The following is a 22,212-nucleotide window of genomic DNA, read 5'->3' as shown; positions in this document are numbered from 1 at the left end:
TTGGTTCCGCGGGACGCTACAACTGGTTGTTAAAGAGGTCAACAAGCAGTTGAAATCCTGTCTCGTCTAGCGTGCGGACATGACACTCGACGAGGGCTTCCGCCAGTTCTGGACCGAACGGCGGCTCGCGTCGCTCACGACGGTGCGCCCGAACGGAACGCCGCACGTAGTCGCGGTAGGCGTGACGGTCGACTTCGAACAAGGCATCGCGCGCGTGATCGCCTCCGGAACCTCCTACAAAGCCCGCCTCGTCCGCGCCGCCGGAGACACCGGCCTTGCCGGCGCGGTATGCCAATTCGAGGGCCGGACCTGGTCCACGCTGGAAGGCCGAATCCGCCTCCTCGACGACGCCGCTTCCGTCCGCGACGCCGAAGAGCGCTACGCCCGGCGGTACCGGCAGCCGCGGGAGAACCCGCAGCGCGTCGTCCTGGAACTCACCATCGGACGGGTCCTGGGCAACGCCTGATGTTCCGGCTCTTCCTCCCGAGCCGCGCCTGCTCCGACCGCGGCTCCGGTCGTTGCTTCCGGTCGTTGCTTCCGGCCGCAGCTCCGGTCGTTGGTCAGTTCGTTGCTCCGGCCGCAGCTCCGGTTCTTGCCCCGCGCCTGCTCTTACTCCCGTACCTGCTCCGGGCCCAACTGCTGCTCCGGTTCCCGTTCCGACCGCGGCGGCTCCTAGACCTGTCGCCGTCCCTACTTCCAGCCCGGCCCCTGCTTCTACTTCTGCCAGAGCGACCCCCGCCTACGCCGGGTTGACGTCGTTCCCCATCACGTTATGCAGCAATGCTTCCCGTCGACGCAACCGATCCCGGCCACACCCACTCCGAGCCGACGCCCCGCTGTCAAACCCCGTTTCGGACCCGCATTGCACCACCTGCACTGACCCCAGTCGTCCCGGTCGATCGTCCGGGGCAATCGTCCTGGCCAACCGCCCGAGCCAGTCCCCTAGGCCAACTGCCTCGATCAGGTGCCCCAGCCACCCGCCCTGGGTGATCGCCCTGGCCGATCTCCGCGATCGACTGCCCCGGCCGACATCCCTGGTCAACCGCCCAGGGCGACTGCCCAGATCGGTTGCCAGGTCAGTTGCCCCAGCCAACTGCCCCAGCCAACTGCCCCGGCCACCCGCCTCGATCAGCCGTCCAGGTCAGACGAACTGCGCGAGCAACCCTTCCGCACTGCGCACCACAACCTGCGCCGCCGCCCGCTCCGCCAGCGCCCGGTCCGGCCGTTCCGCTTCATGCCGCCACCGCATCACCGCGTCAAGACCGGCGTCGTACATCTCGCGCGGATCCGTACCCTCCGCGAGTCCCAGCCGCTCTTCCGACGACGTCCCCTCGGCACCCAGTAACCGCACAGCTTCTTCCGCCGATTCCCCCGTCAACGCCGTACGCCCACCACGGATGTCCGCGATCAGCCGCAACTCGCGGAAGTCGTGCGCGCTGGCCGAAAACCGCTCAACCCGCGCCGCAAGCCGATCACTGTGCGGCCGGGGTTCCGCATTCAACACGGTCTCCAACCGAATGACCGCAGTCCGCGCGCGCAAAGCGTCAGCACGCGCAGCGAAACAACCCGCAATAGTGTCGCGAAGCTCGCCAAGGCCGCTACGCCGCACCAGTTCCGTCGACAGCTTCATCCGGTCGTCACAGCCTGTACGGATCAACGTCAGCGCAAGCTTCACCCCGAACAACCCGAAACGCACCACCAACGACCGTCGCGTCTCAACTGACACCGGCCCCGGGAATGCAGGATCTGTAAAGGTATCCACCGACAGCAGATACCGCTCCAGCTCTTCACGCGGCACAGCCGCAAAGGCCGCGAGAAGCTCGAATTCGTCTTCAGTGAACGCGCGCGCCCCGTACGCAAGCTGCGCCGCCACTGCGATCACGCCTTGGAACCCGCTGCACAGCGGATCTTCGCGCCACGCGCGCCGCGCGATCTGCTTCGCGGTAAGCAGTGCGTCGATCCGTCCCGCGCCCGTCTCGTCCGCGCGCGCGAGCACCAGGATCGTGTCGACTGCCGTCTGCCGCGCGAACGTCGAAGAGGCTGTCGGACGCAACGTCGCCAACTGGTCGGGCTCAAGGTGCCGCAGCAGCTGTACAGACGCGTCAGTGAGCGTCGAAGGATGCGGCGCGTCGAGGAACTCCAGATCGCGCAACGCCCGTGTCGGCCAATCCCCCAATGCTGCGGCCAGTGTGGACTTCCCCGTTCCCGCAGCGCCGCCGATGCTCACCCGAAGCGGCTCGTCGAGATGGTCAAGCGCTTCCCGCAGCAACGCCGAAGCCCGCGGGCTGTCGCGGTAGTACGCACAAGCATCCGCCAGAAGAGCCCGAACGTCCTCAACCACGCGCGACACCACTCCTCACTCGACTCACAGCACAGCCCCGAACATCCTCGACTACCCGGCAACGCCCCGCTCACCGAACACCAAAGCCGGCCGCCACCAATCCAGCCACCGTCCCCAAAACGCCCTCAACCGCCCAAGAACGCTGCCTCCCCGCGCATGACCAGCGTCGCTCATAACCAAAGCGGCTTAACCCGTCAAAGCACGCCGCGACTCACTAACCAACCACCGCAGCTCTTTCCCTCTGTCCAAGCTGCCTGCCGCCACAGCGAACGCCCCAACCCACCGAGAACCAACCCGCTCCCACGATGCGGAAGCACTCAATGACCGAAGCACCCTGCTGTCAGAAGCAGCACTCAGCCAGCACCGAACCCAGCCAAAGCTGACTCCGCTGAACCATCAGCGACGCCGAAGCCTCGCGAGCCCAGCCGAAGTCACGCATACAGTTCGCTAGGCACCCAATTTGCCAGCATCCCCGACTAGCCAGCCCGCAAAGCCATCACTACGGCCCCGGCACCCAGCCAGCCCGGCCAAGGTCACGCAGGCAGCTCCTTCGGAGTCCGATTGGCCAGCATCCCCAGCTCCCCAGCCCGCTTGTGCAACCCCGCGAGCCGGTCGATCTCCCGCCGCAGCGCCGCGGTCCGGCGTTCCCGCTCGGCCGACCCGGCGATGATCATCTCGCGTTCCCGGGTCAGCTCGTCGGCAAGACTGTCCGCGAGGTCGGTGAAGTGGTCCCGCAACCGCCGGTGCACGTGCCGGATCGCGTCGCGGCACTCCTTGCTGAACCGCAGGAACACGTCGTCGACGTGCCGTTGCGCGGTCATCTTGGCCACCGCCTGCCGACGTTGCAGCCGCATCCCGCCCTCGTCGCTGATCGTCTTCGCCGCGAACGCGACACCGGCCCCGATCGACACCGGGTTGATCAACGGCAACCCCGCCAGCCCGGTCACCAGGCCGAACATCAGCACGCCACCGTACGAACCGCGCAATCCGGTGAACGCCTTCTGCCCGATCTTGAACCGCTCGATCCGCGGCTGCCGCACCTCGGCGATCCGGTCCGCGCCGGAGTCGGTCAAGGGCAATTCCGGCAGGTCGTACTGTGCGCCGAAGCTGACCGCCACGGCCTGCGCGATCCACTCCGCACGATCGGCCGCGAACGTGTAGGTCGTCTCGACCGCTTCCGCGAGCGTGCTGTCCAACCACGGCCCGAACTCGTCCCACACCTTCACCGGGTCCCCGCGGTCGAAGGTCTCGTCGATCGTCTCGACGATCTTCCGAGTGCGTTCGCGCAGGTCGTACTCAGCGTCGGACTGCAAGTCGGCGATCTCGTCGGACAGGAGGTTCTGCCAGCGGGCGTTGCGGCGACGCAGCTCGTCGGCGCGACGTTGAGACCGTTGCAGCAACGTCGTCTGGTCGACGCCTGCTTCCTGCCCCGCCGCCTCGGCCCGCGCACGCAACGTCTCGACCAACTCCGCAGCCGCTGCGCGCACACTCACCGCGGCTAGCAATGCGGCCGTGCTCTCCGCCGGCCGCGAAACCTGTGTCGCGATCCAGGAAAGCAGCTCCGGGAACCCCGACCGCGCGTTGAGGTCTTGATCGCCGCCCTTCGCCGCGGCGAAGCGAACCGTCGCGGACACCGGCAGCACCGGCGAATCGATCCCGGCCCCGGACAACGCGGTCCGGTTCTGCTCGGCGACCGTGCGCCATCCGGCGCTGACATCGATCTTGGTCAGTGCGACGACCACGTGCGGGCACCACGTCCGGATGTGATGCGCCAACGCCAGCTCGGCCTGGTTCAGTGGAGCGGCAGCGTCGGAAACGAGAATGACTGCGTCGGCGTCCGCGAGAACGTCCAACGCTGCAGCCGTGCGAGGCGATCGCGGGTCGCCGATCGCCGGAGTGTCAATGAGCACCAAGCCGGCGGACAGCAGATCGCGCGGTATCCCGACTTCAACCCGCCGCAGCGATCCGGCGGGCCGGGCACCGACCTCGCCGGTCAGCTGATCGATCTCGGCCGGAATGCGTTCGTCAGCGCGTCCGACGAGCGTCGCACCGGGTTCGGCCGCGTATCCGACTTCTGATCGGCACCGCGGGAGTCGCCGCGTCGCCGACTGGGCAGACCGGTGCGTTGAGCACCGCGTTGACCAGGTAGCCCTTGCCTTGCTTAGGGAATCCGAGCACAGCGATCCGGGTGCCCCCGGGCGGCCGGTCCTGACGCCGACGGAGTCGTTGGGCCAGGTCTTCGCGGCCATGCGCCCGGCAGGCATCCGAGGTCTCGGAGAGCACTTCGAGCCAAGCTGGAGCCGTCACGGCGAACCAGTGTCCCCCGTGTACGGGGAGTATCCGAACCGGGTGGTGGCTCCGCGGTCGCACCCAGACCGCGGAGCCACTCCCGAATTACCCTTGCTCAGAGGGAAATGTGCAGCTCACCGCCGCCGTGCGAGGTCTCCGCACCGGCGTGCAGGTCAAGGCCGAGGCCCTGGTGCCCGAGGTCGGACACGGTCGAAACGGTGTCGTGCACCATGCCGACGCCAGCGTCGGTCCCGGTGTGCGCCTCGGTCGCGGCGTCGGAACGCTCGGCCTCGCCGTGCGAGATGAGCGAGTGCGCCTGCTGGGTCACGCCGTTGACGGCGTGGTTCAGCCCGTCGGCGCTGAGCGCGCTGCTCAAGCTGCCGACGTTCTCGGTGACGGTGCCGACCGCGTCGCTGACGTGCCCGGCAACCCCGCCGCCGGCCTCGGTCGCGTGGTCAGCGACCTGCCCGGCGGAGTTCGCGACCGGCAGGTCGCCGACGCTGACCGGCGCGGCGGCCGCGAGTTCGCCGCCGACGTGCTGCACCTGCGAGATGGCACCGTCGGCCGCCGCGGCAGCCTGCCCGCTCGCCTGCGCGACAGCGCTGGAGTCCAGCCCGCTGGCCAGGTCGTTGCCCAGGGCGAGTGCACTGGTCGGGTTCTGCACCAGCGCGGTGACGGACGCGGCAGCGTTCTGCACGTCGCCGACACCCGGCACCGAGGGCAGCCCCGGAACGGCCGGCACCGCCGGGACCGACGGCAGCTCGCCGACCGCGGGAATCGCCGGGACGGCCGGAACCGCACTCGCGACGTCGCTGACACCAGGCAGCGCGCCGACGCCCGGGAGAGCACCAACGCCCGGCAGCTCGCCAAGGCCCGGCAGCTCGCCGACGCCAGGCACCGCCGGCAGCTCGCCGAGGCCCGGAAGGTCGCCAGCCGCGGGCAGCGCCGAGGCACCGCCACCGGCCACGTCGCCGACGACAGGCAGTTCGCTGAGACCAGGAACGTCACCGACGGCGGGAAGCGCGCCAGCACCCGGCAGCTCGCCGAGACCGGGCAGCTCGCCCACGCCCGGCACCACCGGCAGGTCGCCAAGGCCCGGAAGCGCAGGCGCGCCCACGGACGCCGCCGCACCGCCGGCCGGAAGGCCGAGCGAAGCGGTGAGCGCCTGCAGCTGTTCGATCGCGCCCTGCGGGCCGTCGGCGAGCGCGGTGTTCAGGTCGCCCGCCTGGGGCAGGTGACCGAGCGAAGCCAGGTTGTCCACCGGGACGTAATCGAGCACCAGCGGCGCGACCTCGTTCACGTCGGCGGCGCTGATGTCGCCCAGCCCGGCAGCGGCCAGCGCGGCCTGCGGGTCCTGGCCGAAAGCGGCGAGCGCGGACGGGTCCTGCAGCAAAGTGAGCGTGAAGTCGTGCAGAGTCTGCACCGAGTCCATGGGGGGATCTCCACTTGTAGTGATTACGGGGGATGCCCGGCCCTCCCCGGCCGGGCGTGGCGATCAAGGTAGGGACGGGGCACCCCCGCTCACATCGGGGTTTACACCCAGTCGCGCCTCGCTCAGCCGTTAGGGGGTCGATATGAGATCGTTAGGGAGTTAGGGGATAGGACACGCGGAACCCGGTTGGGTTAAATCCCACCCCACCCTTGCCCGTATGACCCGAACGGGTGAGGATGCGTATGCGTTGAGTGAGTTACGCCCCTTGGCCGAACCCGGACTGCGACGAAGGGAGGAATCGGCGGTGCCCTACGTGCTCGGCATCGATCTCGGCGCTGCCCGGACCCACGCCGCGCTCCGTCGCAGGCAAGGCGACCGGTGGGACGATCCTGAGCCGCTGTGGCTGGGCGAGACCACGCCAGCGACCGCGTCCGCGCTCTTCCTCGACGACGAGGGTTACCTGCTCACCGGCGATGCGGCCGCCCAGGCCGGCGCTGCCGTGCCATCCCAGCTGATCACTGGTTTCCACCGTCGCATCGGCGACGACGTGCCGGTATTCATCGGCAGCGAACCGTTCACCCCAGAGTCCCTGACGACAGTCTTCATCGAAGGCATCGCCGACGTCGCTGCCAGCCAGGCCGGCGGACCGCCGCGCCAACTCGTCGTCACCCACCCCGGTGACTGGGGCGGTTACCGGCGCGAACTCCTGCGCCAGGCTCTGGCGGAATCCGGATTCACGGCGGTCACCCTCGCCCCGAGCGCAGTCGCCGCGCTCTACGCCCACCTCCCGGAACCCGGCGCGGGCGACCGGACGGCCGCCGTGTGCGAGTTCGGCCCGGACGGCGTCACCGTCACCTTGGCGACCGCCTCGGGAGCCAGCGGCTGGATCGCCCGCACCAGCACCGAAGGCGTCGCCCCTGGCTCCGCGGTCAATACCGCGTTCGGACTCGCGCAGGCAGCCAACGTCACCCCGGAGTCGCTGGCCGGCATCGTGTTTTGCGGCGACCCAGCCCCGGGCGCCCTCCCAGGACGTCTGCCCTGCCCGTTCTTCACGGGCTCCCAGCCCGCGCACACGGCCGCCTTCGGGGCCGGCATCCTGGCCAGCCAACGGACGAGGCCTCTCGCTCGGCGGGAAGCCCCCGCCCCCGAAACCACCTTGCTGCCGCGAGTCGACCGCGAACCCGAACTTCCCGAAAGACCCGAGCGGCCGCCGGTGGAAATCACTCCATTCACGCTGCCGGAGCCCGAGGGCGCTGCCAAACTGTTGCGTCGATGGCGACCACTAGCCGCCGCGGCGGCGGTGCTCGCGATCAGCTCCTCGATCCTGATCGCGGTCCTCACGTCACACGAAGCGACCGCGGACAAAGAACCCGTTTCTCCCCGTCCCCCTGTCCTGAGTTCGTGTGCCCACCCAGCCACGACTCCCTCCGGTGAAGGTCACTGTTGAACGCACTGCTGGCGAAAACCGGCAACGACGCCGTCCACCCCGCAGCCCGCCGCCTCCTTGAAGAACTCGCCGATACCCCTGCGGCCCCAGTTCGGCTCGTGGTCGTGGCCCCGGGCGGCTACGGCAAGACTGCGCTGCTCGACGCCCTCGACCGCAGCTACCGCGAAGCAGGCGTCGAGGCCACCGTCATCGACGACGCCGACCAACTCGGCGACGAAGACCTGGCCAGGCTCACCATGCTCGCGGCCGCCAAAGAGGGACCGCTCGTGGTGGCCCACCGCCCAAACCCTCGCGCGCAAGCATTGCGGGCACTCGGCGAAACACTGCTGCTGCCACCGTTGACCGTCGACGAAGTCGGCAAGCTCGCGAAACAGCTCACGGGCCGCACTGCAGACGCCCCCGCCCTGCACGCCAGCACCGGCGGTGTCCCCCGCCTCGTGGAACGAGTCGTAACAGCCCGCCTCTCCGACTTCCGTGCCGAACTGGCCGCACTGGACGACGACGTTCTCCGCTACCTCATCGCCGCCGAAGCCGGTGCGGCCCGCAATTTGGACCTGCTCTGTTCCTTGCTGGAGCGCACACCAGACGAACTGCCCGAAGTGGTAGATGGAGCCCGCGCGACCGGTCTCCTCGATGCCGAAGACACTCTCCTGCCAGCCGCCGCCGAAGCAGTGCGCGCCTACGGTCCGCCAGCCCGTCGCCTTGCGGTGCTGCAACAACTCGTCGAAGCACAACTGACCCGAGGCCTGCCCGTATTAGACCTCGCGACGTCTCTCCTCGACGCCGGCAGCTCCGGTGCCTCCGCAGCAACCGCATTCGCGACGGCCGCAAACGAAGCACTGCCCACCGATCCAAAGCTCGCCGCAAGCCTCTTCGAAGCCGCAGCCGAAGCCGGTGCCCGCGACGCCGCGACCACCACCGGTTGGGCTCGCGCCGCCGCGCTATCCGGAGACCTCGATACCGCCCTCCGCCTAGGCGACGGCATGCTGTCCGGCGAAGACCCCGAAGCCCGAGCCGCCGGTGCCGAGATCGCCGCGACAGTCCTGGCCCACCGCGGCGAACTGGCCCGAACCGCGGAGCTGTACCGCTGGGCAGCAGCCACCGACGACTGGTCTCGCTCCGCCTCGCCTGGCAACGAAAGCTCAGACGTCACTGGCTCAAGCAGCCAAGCCACGAACCACCCGGCTCCGGCCGCTTCGACGCACCCGCAAACCTCCGCGATCCCGCACCGCACAAACACTGACGGGACGTCAAGCCACCCCAACCCCACAGCTCAAACCGCCTACGCCCCCAACGGCAATACCTCGTTCCCGACTGCGCCCCAACCAAACGGCGAAAGCTATCGCTGGGTAGGCCCCGGCGCAGTAGATGCGTTCGCCACGATCGCCCTCGTCGGAACCGGTCAGACAACCGACGGCCAAGCAGTCGCCAACGCCCCCATGCCGGGAGTCGCGCCGACGTTGTTCACCGGTGCCGCCGCGCGAACGGCAAACGGGATCGTGGAATCGGTATCCGGTTGCGGAACAGAGGCGTTGCCGACGCTCGTAGGTGCCGCAGCAATGCTCGAACCAGCAGTCGGCGGCGCACCGCTACCGGACAGCCCCGCAGCGCTCGCCGCACTCGCCGGCCTGCACGCTGGTGAACTGGCACTCGCCGAATCAGTCCTGGAACGAGCACTGGCGAGCAGCGTCGGCGGCGACCTGCTCGCCACACGGCACCGGCTGCTCCTCGGCTGGGCTGCGATGACCGGTGGCCACCTCGCCGCTGCAACTGAGCATCGCGACGCCGTCGCAGGCACCAAACTGGAAGCCCGCGACGAACTGTTCTTTGCGACGCTGGAACTCGGTCTCGCCCGACGGGCGAGCGACCTGGTCGGGCTGCAACAGTCGTGGGAACGTGCGTATCAGGCGTCCATGCGTCAGCAAGTGGACTTGTTCACCCTGCTGCCGTTGGGCGAACTGGCAATCGCAGCTGCCCGAACCGGCGCTCACGCCAAGCTGTCCCGTCGGCTCGAGCGCGCCCACGCCATGCTGGACCGTCTCGGCAACCCTCCTTTGTGGACAGTTTCACTGTGCTGGCACGAACTGCACGCCGCGATCACCACAGAAGACCGCGCCACCGCCGAACGGCAACTGGCGGCCTTGAATCACTTCGCTGACTGCGGCCGCTATCCGGCCGCGCTCGCCCGTGCCGCCGGATGCTGGCTGGCCGTGCTCAGCGGCACGTTCGATCCGAGCGAAATCTCCTCAGCCGCCGCGGAACTGCACGAACTGGACCTGTGCTGGGACGCTGCTCGGCTAGCCGGCCAAGCCGCAATTCGCACCTCGGACCGCAAGGCGATGGTCCAGCTCCTCGAAGCGGCTCGGCAGTTCCAGGGCACGACCGGGCGTCTTGAATCCGCCGCCCCGACGCCCGGAGCGGCGACCGGCTTGAGCGCACTGAGCGAGCGCGAACTGGAGGTCGCCCGCCTGGTCGTCGACGGTCTGACTTACAAGCAGGCCGGCAGCAAGCTCTTCATCTCCGGCAAGACTGTCGAACACCACATGGCCCGCATCCGCGGCAAGCTCGGTGCCACAGACCGCCGCGAGTTGCTCGCGACCCTTCGCGAACTTCTCGCCAAACCTACGGTGCACTGACTCGCGAACGGCCTCAGTCCCGGCTGGGGCCGAATCGCTCGGTCCTGATCGACTGCGGCGAGCGCCCGAGCGCAAGCATGATGTCCGCAGCAGTCTCGACGAAGCCAGTCGGCCCGCAAATGTACGTAGTGGCACCGAATTCAGCTGGCCAAGCAGCAGAGTTCAACGTGGCGACGTCGAGGCGCCGCGGAATACCGGGGCGTCCTTCTGGAAGCTCTCGCGTGTAGACATAAGTAACGTCCAACCCCGCGTACGGTCGGCGAAGTTCCTCGGCGTAGTACAGCTCCGCCGGGGTGCGCAGCGAATAGACAAGCCGGAACAATGCCTTGCTGCCTGCTTCGCGGCGAGCCCGAATCATCGCCATCAGCGGGACGATGCCCGCTCCACCGGCGACCAGCAGCACCGGCGTCGCATCGGCGGGACGCCATACGAACCAGCCGCCGATCGGACCGCGGATTTCGACGGGGTCTCCGATCGCGTAGGGGGCGGTGAGGTGTTCGGACACCTCGCCGTCGGGGACCCGCTGGACTGTCAGTTCAATGCGGTCTCCGTTCGCTGGCGCGGCGAGCGAGTAGCTGCGCTGTGCCGTGTAGCCGTCCGCTGCAGTGAGGCGGACGTCGACGTGTTGTCCCGCAAGATGACCCGGCCAACCCGGGATGTCGAAGACGAGGGTGCGCGCGGTCGGCGTCTCCTGCCGGATCTCCGCGAGCCGGGCGACTCGCCACGCTAGTCGCCCTGATACCGCTGTTCCCGCCATGGATCTCCGTAGTCGTGATAGCCGGACGCTTCCCAGAAACCTGGATCGTCCTTCGTTGCGAGGCGCAGTTCGCGCACCCACTTCGCGGACTTCCAGAAATACAGGTGTGGCACCAGCAGCCGAGCCGGTCCGCCGTGTTCCGGGGTGAGCGGCTTGCCGCCGTACTCATAGGCGATCCACGCTTGTCCGTCGAGAAGGTCAGCAAGCGGCAGGTTTGTCGTGTAGCCGCCGTAGGAATGCGCCATGACGTAGTCAGCGGCTGTGTCGAGATCCCCCACGAGCGAGTCGAGGGGGACGCCGCGCCAACGAGTGTCCAGTTTGGACCATTGGGTGGCACAGTGGATGTCGACCGTGATCTTCTCGCTCGGCAACGCCATCAGTTCCGGCCAAGACCACGAGCGGCGTTCGCCGCTCTCGGTCACCACCGCGAACTCCCATCGGTCCGTGCTCACCCGCGGGGTAGGTCCGGCAGTAAGGACGGGGAAGTCTTCGGCGAGGTATTGGCCTGGCGGCAGCCGCGGATTCGCGCCGCGGGCGCGCCCGGTGAAGCCTGGTGTCACGACTCCCATCGCGTTCCCTCCAGACATACCCGACAGCTCAGCCCTCAGGCGCGAGACTACCCGCGCACGTGCAGTCCGAGCGACGTGACGAGCACCGCCGCTTGCTCTGGCGACACGATCGCACCGGTCAACGACGCGCGGGTCACGTCAAGCGACGACAGATCGCTCCCCCGCAGCTCAGCACGCGTGATGTCGATGTCCTGCAGCTCCGCGCCGGACAGATCCACCTCCGTGAACACCGCTCCCGAACAGTTCGCCTTGGCGAGGTCCGCCTCTCGCATCCGGACGCCCTGGAACGTGACTCCACGGAGATCGGCGCTGCTCAACCCTACGAAGGACCAGTCTCCGCCGGTCACGCGCAACGGCCGCAGATCGCAGTCCTGGAACCGGCTGCCGACCAGCTTGGACCCGGTGAACTCGGTGTCGAACAGGTTGCACCCCTTGAACACACATCCGGTGAACGCCGAGTCTGTGTGCCGGGACGCGTTGAACTGCACGTTGCCGAACACACAGTCCAGAAAGGTGACACCGCGTGTGACTGCCTCGGTGAGATCGACCTGGTGAAACTCACAGCGTTCGAAACGCCGGGCCGTGAACTCCTCGGCGTACCAGTCTTCCCGCCGGTAGATGCGGTCTTCGACAGTCTCGAGGCCAGGCTGCTCCGGGTCCTGTTCAGGCATTCGCCGAGCCTAGTTCGCCCGCCCGCCGCTTTGACACCGGACACAGCTCCCGTCGTGCCGTCGCCACGGAGTACGCACTGGTGGTGGCCAGGATCACCGGGTCGCGGCATGTGCTGCGGCTCCGGCTGGTCTGTCGGCTTGCGTGGTCAACCCCTTCCGCTCAGCTACGCGGCTCACGCCACAGCGAGGAGCGGTCTCCTCAGGGTCGCCATACGATGGCCGGATGAGCGAAGGCCGATGGTTCGATGCCTGGGTGCCCTGGCCCGAACTGTCGGGCTTGGCCGCCGCCGGACGGGCACTGCTGCCCGCAGTGCCCGCGACTCCGGCCGCGCTCGCCCGAACCGTCACCGAACAGCTCGTGGGTCGTCGCCTCACGACTACGGTGCAAGGCCACGAGGTGGGCCTGACCCTCACCGAACTCGATTACCCCGCGGACTCGCTGCGTCTGGCCACCGGCCGGGTGGGAGACGTTCGCATCGTCGCGGAAGACGTCGACTGGCCCGTTCCGAATGCCTCGGCGGCCCCCGTTGCGCACGGCGCTGGCCGCCTTGCTGGCACCGCTGGCCCGCCTCGAAGAGGAGCGGCCGCAGGAGTGCCGAACGCGCGTGGCGGAACGAAGGAGCCGACCACCGCGGATGCTTTCGATACGTCTGGGGGGAAGAGCACGCCGCCTTCCGCTGATGCGCTGAGCCAGGCGGACGGCCCGCACGACACATCTCCGCTTGCGCCCGACTGCACCGAGCAGTCCGGCGGCGACCGAACTGGCGCACGCCCGACCGGTCCACGAGAGAGCACAGCATGGTCGGATTCCGGTCAGGTGCAAGACGATCGCCGAATCGCGGAAGCCGTACCAGGTGCCGCAGCGCGGAACGCCACTGAGGAATCCGACGCAACATGCGCGGGACCGTCCGAATCTGAACAACCGACTTCTCGAAGCGGCTCCGGGCGTCAGTCCACTGGCCGCGAAGCCGGCTCGGCAGCGCAATCAGCTGTCGAGATGCCTGCGCGGCCAGCTGTCGACCGCATTCCGCTGCGCCGCGTAACCGTGCTCGCCAGCGACGTGCGGCTTCGAGGATTGCCTTCGCCAGCGGTGATTCCCGGATCTGTCGAACTCGAGATAGAAGTGAGCGGGACCGTGGTGCGGGATCGGGTTGCCGCCGCACGTCCGGACCTGATCGCGACGCCGCATGCGGAAGGGTTTCGGGTGCGATGGCGGAAGCATCCGCACTGGGGGCACTTGACCCTCGTCGCAGGCATCGAAGACGACGCAGTAGTGCTGACTCCGGCCGCACTCCACATCGGACGGTGGACGAGGCATCCGCCGAAGCGGATCCGGCCGATCGTGCTTCCGCTGCCGGATCTGCCGAAAGGCCTGCGCCTGACCGGAATTCGGCCTGGCGAAGACGAGCTAGCACTGACGATCGCAGCCGACGAATGGCCTGGGCGGCTCGCCCGGATTCCGTTGCCCGACCTGCTGAGCTGGCTGACAACAGCGGCAATGACACTGACACTTCCCGGATTCGGATCACGGTCCCTCCCTGAACCGGCAGCGGCGCCCACCGGGCCCCCTCTGGGCCCGATCAATGGATGCCGCGCTGCCGAGATCCAGAGTGCTCGAACAACCGTTCTCAATCATCACCCGATCAGGGAAAGATCGAAAACCGTTGGCGCGCAAGGAAAACGCGAAAAGCGCCCGAAATCCTGTCGGCGCGGCCGGCTAACCTCGGAACCGAGCCGTCAGTCCGCTCCGAGGGGATACACCGATGACAGTCGCCGCAGAAGCTCTCCGAAGAACCCGGTCCTGTGCCGGGTTTTCGCGGGCAAGCGCGCGTTCAGAGCGACGCTTGTTCCTCCACCGGAAGGCACACCTCGAACCGAGTGTCGCCCGGCACCGACGTCACTTTGATGTCGCCCGAGTGCCGCTCCACGACGATCCGCCACGAGATGTCCAGTCCGAGACCGGTTCCTTCTCCCACGCCCTTGGTGGTGAAGAACGGCTCGAAGATGCGCTGGCGCACCTCTTCCGGGATCCCGGGCCCGGTGTCGCCGACCTCGACGCGCACCTGCTTGCCGACCTGCCAGGTGCGGAGGGTCAGCGTTCCCTCGCCGCCCATGGCTCCGACGGCGTTGTCGATGATGTTGGTCCACACCTGGTTCAACTCGGCGGCGTAGGCCGGAACCCGATCGATCGAGCAGTCGTATTCCTTGACCACGCGGATTCCCTCGCCGAGCTTGCCCGACATCATCACCAGCGTGGAGTCGAGTCCTTCGTGGACGTCGATGAACTGGTGCGGCGCGCGATCCATCTGCGAATACTGCTTCGCCGCGCCGACGAGCGTGGAAACCCGGCTGGTCGAGTCTTCGATCTCGCCCATGAGCATCTCGGTTTCGAGTGCGTACGCGAGCCAGCGGATCGCACCGTCGAGCAGTCCTTCGCCCACCGACTCGAGAACGTGGTCGAGATTCTCCGGGGTGAGCCCGGCGGCGACCAAGATGCTGGCGAGGTCCCAGCCCTGGTCGATGCCGTGGTCGTCGAACCAGTCGCCGATCTCGTCCTCGCGGTCGGCCTGCTGCATCGCGGAGAGCTTGGGCGCGTCGCCGACCTGCTTCACCAGGCGTTCCTGCACGTCGAGCAGCAACTCGAGCAGGTCTGGGTCGATGTCTTTCTTCGCCAGGATCGCGAGCTTGTGCCGCATGCCGGCGACCCGTTCGCGCAACGCGGCAGTGGCTCGCACCGCGGCCGCGGCCGGGTTGTTGAGTTCGTGCATGAGCCCGGCGGACAGTTCGCCTAGGGCGACGAGCCTGCGGCGAGAGGACACCAGTGCGTCGGTGTTGCGCCAGCCGAGATACATCCCCTCCAGCAGGTGCGCTGCCATCGGGAACCACTGCCGGAATTCGACGGCGAACTCCGCGGCGGGAAGCGTGAGGAAAGTCAGGTCGCTGACCGCGTAGATGGTCGCGCCGTAGGTGGCCTCGCTGTCCTGATAGGCCAGGAACTGCGTTGCGCCGCAATAGGAACCGCGCTGGTCTGATCGCTTCATCTCGACCTCGGCGCCGGCCACCACGCGGGTCATCCGCAGCGCGCCGTTGAGCAGGACGTAGAAGCAGGTCGCCGGATCGCCCTCGCGGATCACCACGGAGTCAGCTTTGAACTCCTCGCGCACCGCGTTCTGCTCGATCCAATCGAGCTGCGCGTCGGAGAGATGTTCGAACAAGAACAGGCCGCGCAGTTCCTCGCGCGGCAATGCGGGCTGAGTCACTGTTCCTCCAAGTAGCGGTGGACCAGGGTCACGGCCATCGCACCCTCGCCGACGGCGGACGCCACGCGTTTCACCGACTGCGAGCGCACGTCTCCGGCCACGAACACGCCGGGTACTGACGACTCCAGGTAGTGCGGATCGCGGTCCAGAGTCCATCCCGGTGGCCTGCGTCCGTCTTCCACGAGGTCTGGGCCGGTCCGGACGAATCCGTGGGAGTCCCTCAGGACGTTCTTCCCCAGCCACTCCGTGCGCGGCGCGGCTCCGATGAAGATGAAGAGGTGCTCGGTGTCCAGCTTCTCGGTCACGCCGTTCTTGCAGACCGTGATGGACTCGAGGTGATCGTCCCCGTGCGCTTGGACCACCGTGGTGTGCGTGCGGACGTGGACGTTCTCGATCGCCGCGATCTGTTCGATGAGGTAGTGGGACATCGATGCTTCCAACGACGCGCCGCGAACCAGCAGCGTGACGTTGGCGGCGTGCTGAGCGAAGAAGACCGCGGCCTGTCCTGCGGAGTTCGCGCCGCCGACGATGTACACGTGGTCGTTCGAGCACTCGGGCGCTTCCGTGGCCGCGGATCCGTAGTAGACGCCCCGGCCGGTCAGCTCCGCGATTCCTTCGGCGTCAAGCGCACGGTAGTTGACTCCACTGGAGAGGATCACGGAGTGCGCCGCGATCTCGGATCCGTCGCCGAAGGTCACCACCCGGCTCGATCCGCGCGCTTCCAGGCCCACGACGTCGCGCGCCGTCAGCACTTCGGCTCCGAACTTCTGCGCCTGGCGGCGGGCCCGATCCGTCAGCTGTGCGCCAGACACTCCGTCGGGGAAGCCCAGGTAGTTCTCGATCCGGGAGCTGGTTCCGGCCTGGCCGCCGGTTGCCTTGCGCTCGACCAGCACCGTCCGCAGTCCCTCGGAAGCGCCGTACACCGCGGCACCGAGTCCGGCCGGGCCGCCGCCGATCACCACCAGGTCGTAGAAGTCTTGTGCGGGCTGGGTAGACAGGCCCACCGCGTCGGCGATCTCGCTTCCCGATGGCTGTTTCAGCACCGTTCCGTCCGGCGTCACCACGACCGGGATATCGGTCTCGCACGCGCCGGCTGCCTGAAGGATGCGGCCGGCTTCTTCGTCGTCGACCGAATACCACCGGTACGGGACCGCGTTGCGAGCGAGGAAGTCGCGCATCCGGAACGACGGGGCCGAGTACCGGTGCCCGATCAGCTTTGTCTCCTCGACCGGCCGGTCGCCGACGGCGAGCCAGGTCTCGACGAGAGAGTCGATGACGGGGTACAGCTTCTCCTCGGGCGGGTCCCAGGGCTTGAGCAGGTAGTGGTCGACATCGACCACGTTGATGGCCTGGATAGCGGCGTCGGTGTCGGCGTAGGCCGTCAGCAGCGCGCGCCGGGCGTTGGGGAAGAGATCCATCGCCTTCTCCAGGAAGACGATGCCGTCCATGTGCGGCATGCGGTAGTCGGCGAGGATCGCCGCGACGGCGTCGCCGCGCAGCTTGATCTCGCGAAGTGCGTCGAGGGCGTCGGCACCCGAGTCGGCGCGGATGACGCGGTAGTCCTTGCCGTAACGGCGACGCAGGTCACGCGCCACCGACCGCGAAACGGCGGGGTCGTCGTCGACGGTCATCAGGATCGGCTGGCTCACACGGCACAGCCTACGGTGTCTCGCCAGCCGTCGTCGCAAGCAACAGAACCAGGGACCGGTGCCCGTCGCGGCCGCCACCGCGGCGGACACCGGTTGTTCAGGTGGCGGCTACGGGTAGCTCGCCAAGTTGACCGGCTTCGTGTCGGCTGGGGTCGTCGCGCCGACATCGTTGATCACGTGAGTGATCGTTCCCTGGTGGTTGAGCGAAACCGTCACCATGCTGTGGAACCGCACGTCTGGGGCAGCCGGGGCGGCGAATGCGTGCGAGCAGGCCACCGAGGGGTTCGTGCTGAAGAAGCAGTAGCTGCCCAAGCCCCAGGCTTCGTGACTTGTCACGTCCAAGGCGACTTGGTAGGCGGCGTAGCCCGCCGTCGCGCCGTTCATCCAGCCGTCCTGGTCAGGGACGTCGTAGGGCATCTCGTTCTGGAAGAAGTAGGTACTTCCGCCGTTTCCGTTCCAGGCGACCTGCGTCTTCTGGAAGTGTTCGACGAACAATCCGTAGACGGTCACGTCGTCGCCGTTCACCACCAGGCCGGTGTCGGCGGTGTTGGAGTTCCAGCCGACGTTGCTGTCGTCGCCTCCGTGGTCGGCTCGCCAGAGCCACAGGTGGTCGCCGATCACGTCGTTGCTGTTGATGACGAGGCTTGTGTGTGCTTTGCCGACGGTGGCACCGCCGACGCGGAAGAACACGTCGTGCAGCGAGGTCGGGTTCGCCGAATGGTCTGCGTCCGAGCCGGGATCACCGATCTGCATGAGCGCCGACGACGAGGTGGTTCCGGCGTCGATCAGCAGGCCGGCGATCTTCACGCCGTCCACGTCGTCGACAGTCATCGCGGCGATCCCGCCGTCCGGCACCAGGGTTGCGATGCCGAGGCCGAGGACCACGGTGTCCGGTCGGGTCACGTGCAGCGGCTCGTCCAGGTGATACACGCCTGGGGTGATCAGGAGGTTTTCGCCCGCTGCCAGCGCCGCGTTCATGTCGGCCGCGGCAGCGCCGGGTTTCGCGATGAAGAACTGGTCGATCGGCAGCGAAGTGCCTGGGGCGGCACCGTGTTCCCAGGTGACCCCGGACGTGCTGGTTCGCAATGCGGGCACGAACACCAGGTAGTGCCCGGACTCATCGACCTGGAGGCACGGCTTCTCGCGCACGATCGGGGTCTGGTCGACCGTCGTGTACGGCGGGTCCGGGAAGGTGCTGGCGGGCGCGCCGGCCACGCCGACGAACACCATGTTCCAAGTGGATCCGTTCCAGCTGCCGAACTGCGAGTCACGCGAGATCCACTGTTGCTGCGATCCGGAGCGGACCTGTCCGTCGATCTTCGTGTCCGAGATCCATCCGCCGCTCGACCAGCCGCCGCCGTGGTCGAGGCGGAGGTCCCCGCGGACGTGCATCCGCCGGTACGGGCTCGCCTGCGAAACGGCCCACTGATCCGCGCCGTTGGTTGGGCTCACCGACAGGTTTTCCGCGCCGCGCCAGAAGTTCTGGGTCGCGTTGTTCGGGGGAACCAGTCTGCCTCGACGTGTACCGCACCGTTGATCGTCACGTCGTCGGGCGTGCTGCCCAGCCCGAGGATCTGGGTGTAGAAGCCGACGTTGACGTCGTTAGAGTACGTGCCCGGCTTGAACAGCACCGCGTAGCGCTGACTGCCGAACTGGTTCTTCTCCTGCTCCGCGAAGATCGAGTCCAACGTGCGCTGGATGCTCGCACTCGGCATCGACGGATCGAAAACGACGACGTTCGGCCCCAGGTCCACTTGCCCCGGCGGCGGAGAAGTAGTGCCACCCACGGAGGTCAGTGTGAACGACTCGGCGGTGGCGTCATGATGGCCATACCGCTGCTGCTTCGTGCGGTCGGCGGTCGGTTCGGCCGGGCACGTTTCAGCGTTGTGGCTGTGGCCAAGATCGACAACCGAGGCGGACGGATTCGCTGGCCATCGCGGGTCAGGCTCGGTGAACGGCGGTCGAGGGGGCAGTGCGGCGAGGCGGGGGCCCGGGACGTCATTGCTCTCCGGTATGGGAAGTCGCGCGTTGCGGGTGGTCGTCTCCGCATCGCTCTCGTGGGTGAGCTGGAAGTGCCAATCGTGCGCGTTTGTTCCGGTGCGGGTGTACGAGTGGGCCAGCAAGGCGGGGCCGGTGGACCGAAGGTCACCAGCTAGCTGAGGGGGCGATGACAGGGCAGCGACTCTCCGTGTCGGGGAACTCATCGCCACCTCCTCATCGGGACGGGACCACTTGGGCGACAACCGTCGGGATGTAGCCCGCCGCGTGGCGGGGCCGGGCGGGCGGCGCACCTGCGGTGGAATGTAACCCCGGGCACACTGGCACTCAACGAAAACCTGAAAGAAAGTCAGGAAAGGCAGTGGACCTGCACTGACGCGCCCTCGACCGCAGCCGACTAGGCCGGTTCAGCAGGGGCAAAGCGGGCTCCGAGCACGGCCGCGGCGCATAACCGACCCCCTGCCGGAGGGCCTCGGAGGCGGGGTGTACTGTATGTCCATACGAGATGCGGAGTTCACCTCTGCTTCGGGGCTATGGCGCAGCTGGTAGCGCACCTCACTGGCAGTGAGGGGGTCAGGGGTTCGAGTCCCCTTAGCTCCACAGTGACGAAACACCGCCCGCCGGGTCCAATGGTCCAGGCAGGGCGGTTTTTTCATGCCGCCAAATCTTGAGATTTGGAGTCGCGAACTTCAGCTACCGTTCAGTAGCTGGATCCCGTTTCGGATCGGGCGCAAGTTCTGCTCCAGGACATGTCACCGATTGAGTGGTTGCCCCGAAAGTTCTTCGGCATGCGACGAGTTGGGGCCCGCTGCGCTGCTTGCTCGCGCGGCGGGCAGACCAGCCGTAAGACAGGGGCCTTGCGTCCGCCAACTCGTTACGCCTGCGCCGCAGCGTGCATTGGCGTCAGCCCGTTGTCACCAGCGTGGCCTGGAGCGCCCTGTTCATAGACGGCAGCAATCCGGCAACTGAAGGATGCGGCGGTCGTTAAAGACCATGAGCCGGGCAGATCGGCCTCTCCACGGATGCCTAGTAGCCTCTCGAAAATTTTGGGCTGCGTTTACCCGATCCGGCGTCGCTGCCGCATGTACAGATGCGTCTAACTCGCCCGCGACGGACGTCCGCTCGTCGGCAGAAGACTGACGAGCCGCGACGACTGTGGTGACTGACGAATGCCGTGTCACCGCGCCGCTCCGTTCAAGGTGCCGAGCTGGCGGTCGGAGGCGCGATCAACCTCGCGGCAGGACTAGCGCGACCGCGCCGGCCGACGAACCTGCTGCGACTACTGACTCGTGCAACTGGCCGCCTGCGGGGAATCGAGCTGGCCGTCCGCAGGGAATTCCGACTGGCTGTTGACACGGATTGGGACTAGCCAAGGGGCTACGGGAATCTGTGGACAATCTGACACCTGTCCACAGGCCTAATCCTGCGCGAGCAATCGTCGATGCGGCGACGCCTGCGCGGCTGTCGAGATGTCGTTGTTGCAGAACGGCTCGTGCCCGCGCAGACTCTCCCGGCTTTCAGGAGGGAGCAACCGGCCTGGGCTCCTGGCGGTTCATGGCTTCGCACGGAATTCCGAGGAGCACTGAACACAGAAGCACTGCCGAAGAGAACGCATCGCCGCCCATGCGTGTGCAGCGTCTCACGACGCACGACATTTCGATATTGAGTAACTTGTAGATTTTCAAGCTGTCTCACGTCGATGTCATCAAGATCAGTATCAAATCCGTGGCGTTTCTTCGATCGCGACGCGAGTCTGATTGCGTGGGCCGCGACCGTGCCGGCGGTGAAGTTGCTGCGGAGCCGGTGTCGAACCGTGGGCGGCAGATATTCGGTGCCAATGGCGAGCGACGGTGAGGTGACGCAGTGCGAACTCGGCTCGGCCGACCCCGCGCAACAGTTCGTGTGAGGTGCGTTCGTGGTGTGAAATCCGTTGTTGGTGGGTCAACAGAGCTGCGACGGGGCAGTCCGGTGCGTGCGGGCTCACCGGTCGTGCGGACGCGCGGCCAGCTGCTGGCAGACATCGTCGGCCGATGTTGCAATCTCATGGTCGGCCAGGTCGAACCACGGTTCGCGACCGTCATCGGATTCATGCAGAAAGGTCAGTACGTCGGGATAGGACGGGCCGCGGCGTTGGTACGTCTGTTCGGCCGGATCATGAATGAGACGGCTGCCAAGGCGATGAGCGGCGCGGGTGGCGCATGGCCAGACCGCTCTCGTGAGGTACGCCGAAAAGGTCGAAGTCATGAAGGAACCGCAACGCAAACGCGAACTGCAGCTAGAGCAGAACGCCAGCCAGCACGACTAACGACGGGGGCAGTCGAACAGATCGGGTCGAGCCTTGTCTGCCATCGAGCGCCTTTGCTCCGGCCAAGGCCGTTACGCGGACGCCTTCGAGGCGATATGCGCGGTTGTCCGGCAGTCGTCGCCCGCGCATATCGCCTACGGCATCTCGATGGGCGAAGATATTGACCCACTCAGCTAGCGAAGGGATCGGCTGTCACTGATCATCGAATGGGAACTTGTACGGCTCTCGCCGCTCTTCGATGACCTTCCTCCTGTTCGGGGCTTCCTCGGCCAGCACTATGAGAGCATCCGTGCCCCCGACTCTGCGCCATAGTGTGGGCGCGAATATCACGCTTTTCGGGTGCTTTCCCTTGGCAAGTTTATGCGACGTCTCGCTTGTGACGACCTGCTTCATTGCTTCGTCGTCAAGGGAGACATCCCATCGCCATCCGGAACATTCGTTGACGGCTAGCACCGCACCGGCTTTGGCGATGCTTCGGACTTCGTCGGGCTCGAGCCAGCCTGTGACGAACGTCCACCTGCTGGCGTCAGGACCGGCAACAGCGTCGCCGCCGTCCACGTACCGCGGTTCTTCTTCCACCGTCAAACCATCCAAGCAATCGAAAGATACTTCGTATCTGCGAGCCCCGCGGTACCGGTTACGCCCTCTGCCGTTGGTTGCCTTCTTGGACGGGAATCTTGGGCTTCCGCGGCGCGGCCATGCGCATCGTACGCGGATGCAACGCCTCGTTGGTGTCGCTCACGCGGGCTCGCGGACCGGTGTTGGCTGTGGGGCGTCCGCTGCCTAGTCGCGGCGGATGTTTCGCCGACCACAATGCGGCCACTCCGACGACGACCACTGCGGCTAGTTCCCAGGTGC

At 67.2% G+C, this 22,212-nt stretch carries 14 protein-coding genes, 1 tRNA gene and 1 pseudogene; 5 read left to right on the top strand and 11 right to left on the bottom strand.

The features are described 5' to 3' along the window. The first annotated feature begins 79 nt into the window (after positions 1 to 79). Positions 80 to 466, top strand: coding sequence for a pyridoxamine 5'-phosphate oxidase family protein (locus RPX00_RS21455; protein ID WP_406641837.1), 387 nt, complete (start codon positions 80 to 82; stop codon positions 464 to 466). A 675-nt stretch (positions 467 to 1,141) separates the two neighbouring features. On the opposite strand, the gene RPX00_RS21450 is transcribed toward RPX00_RS21455, so the two are convergent. From RPX00_RS21450 to RPX00_RS21440, 3 genes are all read right to left on the bottom strand, one after another. Beyond that, positions 1,142 to 2,341 (bottom strand): GTPase, encoded by a 1,200-nt coding sequence (locus RPX00_RS21450; protein WP_406641835.1) that lies wholly within the window; start codon positions 2,339 to 2,341, stop codon positions 1,142 to 1,144. Positions 2,342 to 2,874: 533 nt separating this feature from the next. After that, entirely contained in the window at positions 2,875 to 4,194 is a 1,320-nt protein-coding gene (locus tag RPX00_RS21445; RefSeq protein ID WP_406641834.1) for an isoniazid inducible protein IniA, read from the bottom strand. A 551-nt stretch (positions 4,195 to 4,745) separates the two neighbouring features. Continuing rightward, positions 4,746 to 6,062, bottom strand: coding sequence for an IniB N-terminal domain-containing protein (locus RPX00_RS21440; RefSeq protein WP_406641832.1), 1,317 nt, complete (start codon positions 6,060 to 6,062; stop codon positions 4,746 to 4,748). 304 nt (positions 6,063 to 6,366) lie between these two features. Here RPX00_RS21440 and RPX00_RS21435 point away from each other — a divergent pair, with 304 nt between their 5' ends. Together RPX00_RS21435 and RPX00_RS21430 are read left to right on the top strand one after the other, a co-directional pair. After that, on the top strand, positions 6,367 to 7,509 hold the full coding sequence (locus RPX00_RS21435) for a molecular chaperone DnaK (RefSeq protein WP_406641830.1): 1,143 nt from the start codon (positions 6,367 to 6,369) through the stop codon (positions 7,507 to 7,509). Further along, positions 7,506 to 10,145, top strand: a complete 2,640-nt coding sequence (locus RPX00_RS21430) for a LuxR C-terminal-related transcriptional regulator (RefSeq protein WP_406641829.1) — start codon at positions 7,506 to 7,508, stop codon at positions 10,143 to 10,145. Before RPX00_RS21435 ends, RPX00_RS21430 begins: the two co-directional genes overlap by 4 nt. A 13-nt stretch (positions 10,146 to 10,158) precedes the next feature. On the opposite strand, the gene RPX00_RS21425 is transcribed toward RPX00_RS21430, so the two are convergent. Genes RPX00_RS21425 through RPX00_RS21415 form a run of 3 tightly spaced genes read right to left on the bottom strand, consistent with a single transcriptional unit; the run spans position 10,159 to position 12,142 of the window. After that, positions 10,159 to 10,902, bottom strand: a complete 744-nt coding sequence (locus tag RPX00_RS21425; protein WP_406641827.1) for a ferredoxin reductase — start codon at positions 10,900 to 10,902, stop codon at positions 10,159 to 10,161. Then, on the bottom strand, positions 10,872 to 11,471 hold the full coding sequence (locus tag RPX00_RS21420; RefSeq protein ID WP_406641826.1) for a sulfite oxidase-like oxidoreductase: 600 nt from the start codon (positions 11,469 to 11,471) through the stop codon (positions 10,872 to 10,874). Before RPX00_RS21420 ends, RPX00_RS21425 begins: the two co-directional genes overlap by 31 nt. A gap of 47 nt (positions 11,472 to 11,518) precedes the next feature. Then, the gene (locus RPX00_RS21415) at positions 11,519 to 12,142 is read right to left on the bottom strand and encodes a pentapeptide repeat-containing protein (protein WP_406641823.1); all 624 of its coding nucleotides are present in this window, start codon (positions 12,140 to 12,142) and stop codon (positions 11,519 to 11,521) included. 223 nt (positions 12,143 to 12,365) lie between these two features. Here RPX00_RS21415 and RPX00_RS21410 point away from each other — a divergent pair, with 223 nt between their 5' ends. Continuing rightward, complete coding sequence (locus tag RPX00_RS21410; protein WP_406641821.1) at positions 12,366 to 14,048, top strand: hypothetical protein; 1,683 nt, start codon at positions 12,366 to 12,368, stop codon at positions 14,046 to 14,048. Here the strand turns inward: RPX00_RS21410 and RPX00_RS21405 are convergent. From RPX00_RS21405 to RPX00_RS21395, 3 genes and pseudogenes are all read right to left on the bottom strand, one after another. Then, positions 13,975 to 15,402, bottom strand: a complete 1,428-nt coding sequence (locus RPX00_RS21405; protein ID WP_406641819.1) for an ATP-binding protein — start codon at positions 15,400 to 15,402, stop codon at positions 13,975 to 13,977. The genes RPX00_RS21410 and RPX00_RS21405 overlap by 74 nt on opposite strands. Further along, positions 15,399 to 17,051 (bottom strand): FAD-dependent oxidoreductase, encoded by a 1,653-nt coding sequence (locus RPX00_RS21400; RefSeq protein WP_406641817.1) that lies wholly within the window; start codon positions 17,049 to 17,051, stop codon positions 15,399 to 15,401. Before RPX00_RS21400 ends, RPX00_RS21405 begins: the two co-directional genes overlap by 4 nt. Positions 17,052 to 17,159: 108 nt before the next feature. Next, positions 17,160 to 19,255: pseudogene (locus tag RPX00_RS21395) on the bottom strand (coagulation factor 5/8 type domain-containing protein). A 321-nt stretch (positions 19,256 to 19,576) separates the two neighbouring features. On the opposite strand from RPX00_RS21395, the gene RPX00_RS21390 reads away from it, so the two are divergent. Next, a tRNA-Ala gene (locus RPX00_RS21390) sits at positions 19,577 to 19,649 on the top strand. Positions 19,650 to 21,029: 1,380 nt separating this feature from the next. On the opposite strand, the gene RPX00_RS21385 is transcribed toward RPX00_RS21390, so the two are convergent. Both RPX00_RS21385 and RPX00_RS21380 read right to left on the bottom strand, forming a co-directional pair. Continuing rightward, positions 21,030 to 21,293: a hypothetical protein gene (locus RPX00_RS21385; RefSeq protein WP_406641815.1), complete on the bottom strand. Its 264-nt coding sequence runs from the start codon at positions 21,291 to 21,293 to the stop codon at positions 21,030 to 21,032. A 253-nt stretch (positions 21,294 to 21,546) separates the two neighbouring features. After that, complete coding sequence (locus tag RPX00_RS21380) at positions 21,547 to 21,933, bottom strand: hypothetical protein (protein ID WP_406641813.1); 387 nt, start codon at positions 21,931 to 21,933, stop codon at positions 21,547 to 21,549. Between the last annotated feature and the right edge of the window lie 279 nt (positions 21,934 to 22,212).

The organism is Amycolatopsis sp. WGS_07 (genome assembly GCF_045278895.1).
GTDB lineage: Bacteria > Actinomycetota > Actinomycetes > Mycobacteriales > Pseudonocardiaceae > Amycolatopsis.
The sequence above is the reverse complement of the archived record's forward strand: the minus strand, read 5'-3'. Positions and strand labels throughout refer to the sequence as shown.

Coding starts and splice junctions, on each gene's coding strand:
- RPX00_RS21455 (WP_406641837.1), top strand. CDS start 80: ATGACACTCGACGAGGGCTTCCGCCAGTTCTGGACCGAACGGCGGCTC.
- RPX00_RS21440 (WP_406641832.1), bottom strand. CDS start 6,062: ATGGACTCGGTGCAGACTCTGCACGACTTCACGCTCACTTTGCTGCAG.
- RPX00_RS21425 (WP_406641827.1), bottom strand. CDS start 10,902: ATGGCGGGAACAGCGGTATCAGGGCGACTAGCGTGGCGAGTCGCCCGG.
- RPX00_RS21420 (WP_406641826.1), bottom strand. CDS start 11,471: ATGGGAGTCGTGACACCAGGCTTCACCGGGCGCGCCCGCGGCGCGAAT.
- RPX00_RS21415 (WP_406641823.1), bottom strand. CDS start 12,142: ATGCCTGAACAGGACCCGGAGCAGCCTGGCCTCGAGACTGTCGAAGAC.
- RPX00_RS21410 (WP_406641821.1), top strand. CDS start 12,366: ATGAGCGAAGGCCGATGGTTCGATGCCTGGGTGCCCTGGCCCGAACTG.
- RPX00_RS21385 (WP_406641815.1), bottom strand. CDS start 21,293: ATGACTTCGACCTTTTCGGCGTACCTCACGAGAGCGGTCTGGCCATGC.